Source organism: Streptomyces sp. NPDC059355 (assembly GCF_042752335.1).
In the GTDB taxonomy this organism is placed as follows: domain Bacteria; phylum Actinomycetota; class Actinomycetes; order Streptomycetales; family Streptomycetaceae; genus Streptomyces.
The window spans coordinates 18,172-28,858 of the sequence record NZ_JBHYXN010000045.1 but is presented as its reverse complement, the minus strand read 5'-3'; the positions used below and the strand labels follow the sequence as shown (position 1 = coordinate 28,858).

1 protein-coding gene is annotated in these 10,687 nt (G+C 75.1%); it reads right to left on the bottom strand.

Features of this window, described 5'->3' with window-relative positions; translation table 11 throughout:
- Positions 1 to 6 precede the first annotated feature (6 nt).
- A complete protein-coding gene (locus ACFXGI_RS31375; RefSeq protein ID WP_384713979.1) occupies positions 7 to 10,677 on the bottom strand; it encodes an SDR family NAD(P)-dependent oxidoreductase in 10,671 nt (3,556 codons plus the stop codon).
- Positions 10,678 to 10,687: the final 10 nt, after the last annotated feature.

Sequence of the window (10,687 nt, the reverse complement as noted above, 5' to 3'; positions counted from 1 at the left end):
GGCTTCTCACATTCCCTGTATCGCGTCGTCCAGCCCGAGACCGTCGAGCGCCATGTTGATCAGACTCTCGGCGTCCATGTCGTCGATCGCCTCTTCCTCCGCGGCGACCGCCTTGGACTCCGTGGTGTGCGTTCGCCCGTCGGCGAGTTCGAGGAGCGTGTCCACGAGGCCCAGTTCGCGCAGGCGGGCCATGGGGACGGTCTGGAGCAGGCGACGGATCCTGCCCTCTTCGGAGTCGGGGCCGGCGGCGCCGGCCCCCTCGCTCCCGTCCCTCGGCCGCAGCTCCTCGGCGAAGTACTCGGCGAGCGCCTGGGAGTTCGGGTAGTCGAAGACGAGCGTGGCCGGCAGTCGCAGTCCGGTGGCCTCGGCGAGGCTGTTGCGGAACTCGACCGCGGACAGCGAATCGAATCCGAGCTCCTTGAACTCGCGGCTCTTGCCGATGGCCGCCGCTCCCGAGTGGCCGAGGATCGCGGCCGCGTGGGCCCGTACGAGGTCGACGAGCTCGTCCGTACGGGCGGCCTCCGACAGCCCGGCCATCCGGCGGCGGAACGCCGTCACGTCGACCGTGGAGCCGGAGTCCGCGCGGCGGCGGGAGCGGGCGGGCACCAGGCTCCGGAACAGGTCCGGGAGGTCGGTGGCGCTCCGCATCGCCTTCGTGTTCAGCAGAATCGTCACGAGCGCGGGTGCGCCGAGGGCGTGGGCCGCGTCGAACACCTCGGTGCCCGCGCCGGCCGACAGCTGCTCGATGCCGATCCGGCTCATGCGGCCGCTGTCGGCGGCGGCCAGCTCGCCGGCCATGCCGCCGCCGGCCTCCTGCGCCGCCCACGGCCCCCAGGCGAGGGACTGGGCCGGCAGGCCCTGTGCGTGCCGGTACGTCGCGAGGGCGTCGAGGAAGGCGTTGGCGGCCGCGTAGTTGGCCTGGCCCGGGTTGCCGAGGATGCCGGCGACCGAGGAGAAGAGGATGAACGCGGCCAGGTCCAGGCCCGCGGTCAGCTCGTGCAGGTGCAGGGCGGCGTCGACCTTGGGGCGCAGGACCGCGGTCACGCGCTCCGGCGTCAGCGAGCCGAGGACGCCGTCGTCCAGGACACCGGCCATGTGGATCACGCCGGTGAGCGGGTGGGCGGCCGGGACGGCCGCCAGGAGGGCGGCGAGGGCCTCGCGGTCGGAGGTGTCGCACGCGGCGATCTCCACCTCGGCGCCGAGCGAGGCGAGTTCCGCGACGAGTTCGGCCGCGCCCTCGGCCGCCGGGCCGCGGCGGCTGGTCAGGAGCAGGCGGCTCACACCGCGCTCGGTGATCAGGTGCCGGGCGAAGAGGCGGCCCAGCATGCCCGTACCGCCGGTGATCAGCACCGTGCCGTCGGCGGCGAACTCCGCGGATTCGGCGGTGGGGGCCTGCGCCGCTTCCGCCCGTACGAGGCGCGGGGCGAGGACGGCCGCGGACCGTACGGCGGCCTGCGGTTCGCCGGATGCGACCGCGAGGGCGACATCCGCGAAGTCCGGGGCAGCCTCGTCCGGCGCGTCGGTGTCGAGGAGGACGACTCGGCCGGGGTTCTCCGACTGCGCGGTCTTCACCAGGCCCCAGACGGCGGCGCCGGCCAGGTCGGTCACCTCCTCGTCCGCCACCGCGACCGCACCGCGGGTCCGGACGACGAGCGTCGAGCCCTCGAAGCGCTCGTCGGCCAGCCAGTCCCGCAGGACCTCCAGGGCCTGGCCGACGGCGGCGTGCACGGCGGCCGCGTCGGTGCCGGCGGGCGCGTCCCAGACGACGGTCTCCGCGACGGGGCCTTCGCCGAGCGGCGGCCAGGCGACCGCGGACCGGCCGTCGGCGGCCGCGCTCGGCGTCTGCGTCTGCGTCTGCGCCTGCGCCTGCGCCTGCGCCTGCGCCTGCCAGTCGATCCGGAACAGTGCGTCCCGGACCGCCGAGCGGCCGTCGGCGGCCGCCTGGCCGGTCGTCAGCGGGCGCAGCATCAGCGAGGCGAGCGAGGCCACGGGGACCCCCGAGGCGTCCGCGAGGTCCACCGCGACCGAGCCCTCGCCGCGGGCGGTGACCCGTACGCGCAGGCTGGACGCGCCCTCGGCGGCGAGGGAGACGCCTGAGAGGGCGAACGGCAGGGCGGCCTCCCCGCCGGTCACGCCGGACAGCGCGACCGGGTGAAGCGCCGCGTCGAGCAGCGCGGGGTGGAGGCCGTAGCCGTCCGGCTCCACGCCGTCGGGCAGGGCGACCTCGGCGTAGACGTCGTCGCCGGAGCGCCAGGCGGCCCGCATGCCCTGGAACACGGGGCCGTAGGCCAGGCCGGCCTCGGCCACGTCGGCGTAGAACCCGTCGAGGTCGACCGGTTCGGCGCCGGCGGGCGGCCAGGCCGACGCGTCGAAGGGGCGTACGGGCTCGGCGGCCTCCTCGGCGAGCGTGCCCACCGCGTGCCGCACCCACGGGAGGTCCTCGTCCTCGACGCGCGAGTGGAAGGTGACCGGGCGCCGGCCCGACCCGTCGGGGGCGCCGACCGCGACCCGCACGGCGACTCCGCCGTGCGGCGGGAGCACCAGCGGCGCCTCCAGCGTCAGTTCGTCCACGGCCGGGCAGCCGATCCGGTCGCCCGCCTGGACGGCCAGCTCCACGAAGCCGGTACCGGGGAACAGGACGGTCTCGCCGACCTTGTGGTCGGCCAGCCACGGCTGGGCGGACAGCGCGAGGCGGCCCGTGAGGACGATCCCGTCCGTCTCGGGCGCGGAGATCACCGCGCCGAGCAGCGGGTGCCCGACCGTGGAGAGGCCGAGGGAGGTGGCGTCGCCGCCCGCCTGGCCGCCCTGGATCCAGAACCGGCGGCGCTGGAAGGCGTACGTCGGCAGGTCGACGCGGCGGGCGCCGGTGCCGGCGTAGAAGGCCTGCCAGTCGATGCGCGTTCCGGTGGTGTGCAGGCTGGCCAGCGCGGTGAGGAGGGTGCGCGGCTCGGGGCGGTTCTTGCGCAGGACCGGCTCGACGGCGATGTCCTGGCCGTCCAGGGTCGTGCCGGTCAGGGCCGACAGGACGGCGTCGGGACCCAGCTCGACGAAGCGGGTGACGCCCTGGCCGTGCAGGTACCGGACGGTGTCGCTGAAGCGGACGGCCTCGCGCAGGTGGCGGGTCCAGTAGTCCGGGGTGCCCCAGTCCTCGCTGACCTCGCCGTGGACGCCGGAGACGACGGGGATCCTCGGCTGGTGGTAGGTGACGTTCTCGGCGACGAGGTGGAACTCGGCGAGGACCGGGTCCATGAGCGGCGAGTGGAAGGCGTGCGAGACGCGCAGCCGGGTCGTCTTGCGGCCCAGTGCGGTGAAGACGGCGGTGATCTCCTCGACCGCGTCCTCGGCGCCGGAGACGACCAGGGAGCGCGGGCTGTTGACGGCCGCGATGCCGGCGGTGTCGGTCAGGTGCGGCAGGACCTCTTCCTCCGTGGCCTCGATCGCGGCCATGGCTCCGCCCGCGGGCAGTGCCTGCATCAGGCGGCCGCGGGCCGCGACGAGGCGGGCCGCGTCCTGAAGGGAGAGCACGCCGGCCGCGTGGGCCGCGGTGATCTCGCCGATGGAGTGGCCGGCCAGGAAGGACGGGCGGACGCCCCAGGACTCGACGAGCCGGTACAGGGCCGTCTCGATGGCGAAGAGGGCGGGCTGGGTGTAGGCGGTGCTGTTCAGCAGCGCCTCGTCCTCGGCGGACTCACCCCACATCACCTCGTACAGCGGGGTGTCGAGGTAGGTGTCGAGGGCGGCGACGACCTCGTCGAGGGCGGCGGCGAAGACCGGGAAGCCGGCGTGCAGTTCCCGGCCCATGCCCAGGCGCTGGGCGCCCTGGCCGGTGAACAGGAAGGCGCGCTTGCCGTCCCGTACGGCGCCTTGGACCACACCCGCCGTCGCCGAGCCTTCGGCCAGCGCGGCGAGTCCGGCGAGCAGTTCCTCACGGTTCCCGGCGATCACCGCGGCGCGGTGGTCGTGGGGGGTGCGGGAGGTGGCCGCCGCGTGGCCGAGGTCGGTCAGGGAGAGCTCCGCGTCCTCTGCGGCCCGCGCCCGGAGGCGCTGCGCCTGCTCGGCGAGGGACTGCGGGCTGCGGGCCGACAGCACGACCGGTACGAGGGGCAGTTCGCGGTGTTCGCCGGCGGGCGCCGCGGCGTCGGCGGGGGCCTCTTCGAGGATGACGTGGGCGTTGGTGCCGCTGAGGCCGAAGGAGGAGATGCCCGCGCGGCGCGGGCGGCCGGCCCGGGCGGGCCAGGCGACCGGCTCCTGGAGCAGCTTGACGTTGCCCGCCTCCCAGTCGACGTGCGGGGTGGGCTCGTCGATGTGCAGGGTCTTCGGCATCAGCCCGTGGCGCAGGGCCTCGACCATCTTGATGACGCCGCCGACGCCCGCGGCGGCCTGGGCGTGTCCGATGTTCGACTTGAGGGAGCCGAGCCACAGCGGCTCGTCCTCGGCGCGGTCCTGGCCGTAGGTGGCGAGGACGGCCTGGGCCTCGATCGGGTCGCCGAGGGTGGTGCCGGTGCCGTGCGCCTCGACGACGTCGACGTCGGCGGTGGTCAGTCCGGCGCCTTCCAGGGCGGCGCGGATGACGCGCTGCTGGGAGGGGCCGTTGGGGGCGGTGAGCCCGTTGGAGGCACCGTCCTGGTTGACGGCGGAGCCGCGTACGACGGCCAGAACCCGGTGGCCGTTGGCCCGGGCGTCCGAGAGCCGCTCGACGACGAGCACGCCGACGCCCTCGGACCAGGCGGCGCCGTCGGCGGCGCCCGCGAAGGACTTGCAGCGGCCGTCCCTGGCCATGCCCTTCTGGCGGCTGAACTCGACGAAGACCTCGGGGTCGGACATCACGGTGACGCCGCCGGCCAGGGCCAGGCCGCACTCGCCGGAGCGCAGCGCCTGGATGGCCAGGTGCAGGGAGACGAGGGAGGAGGAGCAGGCGGTGTCGACCGTCATGGACGGGCCTTCGACGCCGAGGACGTAGGAGACCCGGCCCGAGGCGATGCCGCCCGTGGACGCGTTGTGCGCGTAGTCGTGGTACATCATCCCGGAGTAGACGCCGGTCCGGCTGCCCTTGAGGGTGCGCGGGTCGATGCCGGCGTCCTCGAAGGCCTCCCAGGAGGCCTCCAGCAGCAGGCGCTGCTGCGGGTCCATGATCAGCGCCTCGTTGGGGCTGATCCCGAAGAAGTCGGGGTCGAAGTCGCCCGCGTCGTACAGGAATCCGCCCCGGGCGACGTAGCTGGTGTCGGGGCGGGCACCGGTGGGGTCGTAGATGCGGGCCAGGTCCCAGCCGCGGTCGGTCGGGAAGTCGGAGATGGCGTCGACGCCGTCGGCGACGGCCTGCCACAGGCCGGCGGGCGAGGTGATGCCGCCGGGGAAGCGGCAGGCCATGCCGACGATGGCGACGAGGTCGTCGTCGGCGGCCTTGGCCGCGGCCTTGCGGGCGGCGGGCCGTGCGGCGGCCGGCAGGCCGGACACCTCGGTGAGCAGGTGGCGCGCGAGGCCCAGCGGGTTCGGGTAGTCGAAGACGACGGTGGCGGGCAGGCGCAGGCCGGTGGCCTCGGCGAGGCCGTTGCGGAACTCGACGGCGCGCAGGGAGTCGAAGCCGAGCTCCTTGAACGCCCGCTCCGGCTCGATGGCCTGGGTGGAGCTGAAGCCCAGTACGTCGGCGACCTGACGCAGCACCAGCTCGACGAGCACCTCCTCGCGGTCGGCCTCGGGGAGGGAGGCCAGCCGCTGCTGGAGGGCGCCGGCCTCGATCTTGCCGCCGGCCTTGCGGCGGGCGGTGACCGGGGCGAGGGAGCGGAACACCTCGCGGGCGCTCGCACCCTGGGCGCGGATCGCGCCGAGGTCCAGCTTGACGGGGACCAGGGTGGCGTCGCCCGCGGCGCGCGCGGCGTCGAAGAGGGCGACGCCCTCGTCGGAGGAGATCGGGTGGACGCCGCCCTGCGAGATGCGGGAGCGCTCGGCGTCCGTGAGGGCGCCGGTCATGCCGCTGGCCTCGCCCCAGAAGCCCCAGGCGAGGGACTGGGCGGGCAGGCCGGCCGCCTGGCGGTGGGCGGCGAGGCCGTCCAGGAAGGCGTTGGCGGCGGCGTAGTTGGCCTGACCGGGGTTGCCGAAGATCCCGGCGACGGAGGAGAAGAGCACGAAGGCCGCGAGGTCGGCGCCGGCGGTGAGTTCGTGCAGGTTGAGGGCCGCGTCGACCTTGGGGCGCAGGACGGAGTCGAGGCGCTCGGGGGTGAGCGAGCCGAGGATGCCGTCGTCGAGGACGCCGGCGAGGTGGATGACCCCGGTGAGGGGGTGCTCCGCCGGTACGGCGGCCAGGAGGGCGGCGAGGGCGCCGCGGTCCGCGGCGTCGCAGGCGGCGATCTCGACGTGCGCGCCCAGTTCCGTGAGCTCGGCGGCGAGTTCGGCGGCGCCTTCGGCGTCGGGTCCGCTGCGGCTCGTCAGCAGCAGGCGGCGGACGCCCTGCCCGGTGATCAGGTGCCGGGCGAAGAGCCGGCCCAGCATGCCCGTGCCGCCGGTGAGCAGGACGGTGCCGTCCGCGGCGAACCGCGGTGCCTCGCCGCCGTCGTCGGCGGCGGAGCGGACCAGGCGGGGCGCGTAGGCGACTCCGTCGCGGACGGCGATCTGGGACTCGCCGGCGGCGTACGCGGTCAGCACGTCGGCCTCGGTGGCGGCGTCGGCGAGGACGATGCGGCCGGGATTCTCGGACTGGGCCGACTTGACCAGGCCCCATACGGTGGCGCCGGCCAGGTCGGTGACGTCCTCGCCGGTGCGGGCGGCGACGGCGCCGCTCGTACGGACGACCAGCACCGATCCGGCGTACCGCTCGTCGGCGAGCCACTCCTGGGCGACGGCGAGGGCGGCCTGCGCGGCGGTGCGGGCGGCCTCGGCGCCGGCGGCGGCCGGCGCGTCCCACAGGACCACGTCGGCGAGTTCGGCGTCCTCGGCCCGTGCCGCCTCCCACGTCGTGAGCGAGGCCTCGGCGGCGGCCGCCGCCGGGAGGGCCTGCCAGTCGATGCGGAACAGGGCGTCCCGGGTGAGGGAGCGGTCCTGGGCGAGCCGGTCGTCGGTGAGCGGCCGCAGGACGAGGGAGTCCACGGAGGCGACGGGCTGCCCGGCGGAGTCGGCCAGGTCGACGGCGACCTCGCCCTCGCCGAGCGCGCTGACCCGGACGCGGACGGCGGTGGCGCCCTCGGCCGCGAGGGTGACCCCGGACCAGGCGAACGGCAGGGCCGCCCCGTCGCCGGTGACGCCGGTCAGCGCCACGGTGTGCAGGGCCGCGTCGAGCAGCGCCGGGTGGAGTCCGTACGCGGAGCCGTCGGCGGCGTCGGGCAGGGAGGCCTCGGCGTACAGGTCCTCGCCGAGGCGCCAGGCCGCGGTCAGGCCCCGGAAGACGGGCCCGTAGTTCAGGCCCTCCGCGGCGACGTTCTCGTAGAACCCGCCGAGGTCCACCGGTTCGGCGCCGGCGGGCGGCCAGGCGGTGGTGTCGAAGGGGCGGGCGGGGGCGGCGGTGCGGCCGAGGACACCGACCGCGTGCCGGGTCCAGGACAGGCCGGCGTCCTCGCCGCGCGAGTGGACGCTCACGCCCCGGCGGCCGGCCGGGTCGGGGCCGTCGACGGTGACCCGTACGGCGACTCCGCCGCGCGCGGGCAGCACCAGCGGGGCCTCCAGGGTCAGTTCCTCGACGGTGGTGCAGCCGGCCCGGTCGCCGGCCAGGACGGCGAGTTCGACGAAGCCGGTGCCGGGGAAGAAGACCTGGTCGCCGACGCGGTGGTCGGCGAGCCAGCCGTGGGTGGCGGTGGAGAGGCGGCCGGTCAGCGTGATGCCCTCGCTGTCGGGCGCGGTGACGACGGCGCCGAGCAGCGGGTGGCCGGCCGGGTCGAGGCCGGCGGCCTCGACGTCGCCCGCGGCGGCGGGGGCCGGCGCCCAGTAGTGCTCGCGCTGGAAGGCGTACGTCGGCAGGTCGACGGGGCGGGCGGGGGCCGCGCCGTGGAAGAGGCTCCAGTCGACGGGCGCGCCCGCGACCCAGGCCTCGGCGAGCGAGGTGGCGAACCGCTCGATGCCGCCTTCGCCGCGGCGCAGCGAGCCGACGGGCGCGGCGCTGACGCCGACGGCGGAGACGGTCTCGGCGAGGCCGACGAGCAGGCCGGGGTGCGGGCTGGCCTCGACGAAGACGGTGAAGCCGTCGTCGAGGAGGGCGCGGGTGGTCTCCTCGAAGAGGACGGTCTGGCGCAGGTTGCGGTACCAGTAGTCGGCGTCGAGGGTGGCGGTGTCGACGGGGGCGCCGACGACGGTGGAGTAGAAGGAGACGTCGGCGGAGCGCGGAGTCACGCCTGCGAGGGCGGCGCGGACCTCGTCGCGGATCTCCTCGACGAAGACGGAGTGCGAGGCGTAGTCGACGGGGATCTTGCGGGCCTGGACCCCTTCCGCCTCCAGGTGCGCGTACAGCTCGTCGAGGTTCTCGGGGTGGCCGCAGACGACGACCGAGGTGGGGCTGTTGACGACGGCGAGCTGGAGGCGGCCGTCCCAGCGGGCGATGAGCTCGCGGACCTCGGCGGAGGGCAGGCGTACGGACATCATGCCGCCGCGGCCGGCCAGCCCGGTACGGATGATCTTGCTGCGGAGGGCGACGACGCGGGCGCCGTCCTGCAGGGAGAGGGCGCCGGCGACGGTGGCCGCCGCGATCTCGCCCTGGGAGTGGCCGACGACCGCGGCCGGCTCCACGCCGAAGGAGCGCCACAGCTCGGCGAGCGAGACCATGACGGCCCACAGCACCGGCTGGACCACGTCGACCTCGTCGTACGTGGGGGCGCCGGGCTCACCGCGTACGACGTCGATGAGGTTCCAGTCGGTGAACTCGGCGAGGGCCTCGGCGCACTGGCGCATCCGCTCGGCGAACGCCGGGGAGGAATCGAGCAGTTCGACGGCCATGCCGATCCACTGCGAGCCCTGGCCGGGGAAGACGAACGCGACCTGCGGGGCGCCGGAGGCGGTGCCGCGGACCAGGTGCGGGGCCTTGCCGCCGTCGGCGAGGGTGTCGAGCCCGGCCAGCAGGGCGTCCCGGTCGCCGCCGAGGACGACGGCGCGGTGGTCGAAGGCGGTGCGGCGGGTGATCAGGGCGTGGCTGATGTCGCGCGGGTCCTCGGCAGCGGCCTGCCCGCGGACGAAGGACGCCAGCTTGGCGGCCTGTCCGCGCAGGGCCTGGGCGCCGCGCGCGGAGACCGCGTACGGCAGGACCGGGGAGGTGACGGCGGGGACGGCCGGGGTCTCGGGAGCCTCCTGCGAGACGGCCGGCTCCGGCGCCTCCTGGAGGATGACGTGGGCGTTGGTGCCGCTGAGGCCGAACGCGGAGACGCCCGCGGTACGGGCGTGGTCCTCGGCCTTGGGCCAGGGCAGTGCCTCGGTCAGCAGCTCGACGTGGCCGGCGTTCCAGTCCACGTGGCTGGAGGGCTCGGAGACGTGCAGGGTGCGCGGCATCAGGCCGTTGCGCATCGCCATGACGGTCTTGATGACGCCGCCGACGCCGGCCGCGCCCTGGGCGTGGCCGATGTTCGACTTGAACGAGCCGAGCCGCAGCGGCCGCTGGGCGCTGCGGTCCTGTCCGTAGGTGGCGAGCAGGGCCTGGGCCTCGATCGGGTCGCCGAGGGTGGTGCCGGTGCCGTGGGCCTCGACGAGGTCGACGTGGGCGCCGGGGATCTGGGCGTTGGCGAGGGCCTGGCGGATCACCTTCTGCTGGGCGGGGCCGTTCGGCGCGGTCAGCCCGTTCGAGGCGCCGTCCTGGTTGATGGCCGAGCCCTGGATCACCGCGAGGACCTCGTGCCCGTTGCGGCGGGCGTCGGAGAGGCGCTCCAGGAGGATGACGGCGGCGCCCTCGGCCCAGCCGGTGCCGTCGGCCGCGTCGGAGAACGCCTTGCAGCGTCCGTCCGGCGACAGGCCCTTCTGCTTGCTGAACGCGACGAACGGGGACGCCGTCGACATGATCATCACACCGCCGGCCAGGGCGAGCCTGCACTCGTTCTGGCGCAGCGCCTGCGCGGCCAGGTGGATGGCCACCAGGGAGGATGAGCAGGCGGTGTCGACGGTGAAGGCGGGGCCTTCCAGCCCCAGGGTGTAGGAGACGCGGCCCGAGATGACGGACGAGGCGCGGGAGGTCGCCATGAAGGCCTCGACGGCCTCCGGGACGCCTTCCTCGTAGTCGCCGTAGTCCTGGATGCCCGAGCCCATGTAGACGCCGACCTGGCTGCCCCGCAGGGTCTCCGGGTCGATGCCGGCGCGCTCGAAGGCCTCCCAGGCCACTTCGAGGGTGAGCCGCTGCTGCGGGTCGGTGCCCTCGGCCTCCAGCGGGCTGAGCCCGAAGAACCCGGGGTCGAACATGCCGGCGTTCTCCAGGAAGCCGCCCTGGTGGACGTAGCTCGACCCGGGGGCGTCGGGGTTCGGGTCCATCAGGGCCTCGAGGTCCCAGCCGCGGTCGGTGGGCATGCCCGCCACGGCGTCGCGGCCCTCGGCCACCAGCTGCCACAGCTCTTCCGGCGTGGTGATCCCGCCGGGAAAGCGGCAGCTCATGGCCACGATCGCGATCGGCTCCCGCGTCTGAGCCTCGACGTCCTGGAGCCGCTGCCGGGTCTGGTGCAGATCGGCCGTGACTTTCTTCAGGTAGTCGAGGATCTTCTCGTCATTTGCCATGTCGGGTCTCACCGAGTCCTTT